The organism is Shewanella sp. N2AIL, assembly GCF_022690845.1.
Taxonomy (GTDB): Bacteria; Pseudomonadota; Gammaproteobacteria; order Enterobacterales; family Shewanellaceae; genus Shewanella; species Shewanella baltica.
The window spans coordinates 1-255 of the sequence record NZ_JALBYT010000131.1 but is presented as its reverse complement, the minus strand read 5'-3'; the positions used below and the strand labels follow the sequence as shown (position 1 = coordinate 255).

Genomic DNA, 255 nt, shown 5'->3' with positions numbered 1-255 from the left:
CCAGCATTACCGATGACACCGGCGCCTCCGGCAGCGACTTCATCACCAACGACAACACCCTGATTTTCAACGGCACGGTCGATTTAGGTGACAACAGCACCTTGGCCGTCACCATCAATGGCGTGGTGTACACCACTGCCAACGGCTTGGTGATTGATGCCAGCGGTAACTGGAGCATCGACTTAACCGGCACCACCTTGGCCGATGGCACTTACCCTGTCAGCGCCACCGTCACTGACTTGGCCGGCAACAGCA

1 protein-coding gene is annotated in these 255 nt (G+C 58.0%); it reads left to right on the top strand.

Going from position 1 to position 255, the window contains the following annotated elements; all coding sequences use genetic code 11:
* Positions 1–255: Ig-like domain-containing protein (locus MO387_RS21040; protein WP_242326524.1), on the top strand; the 255-nt coding region annotated here is incomplete at both ends.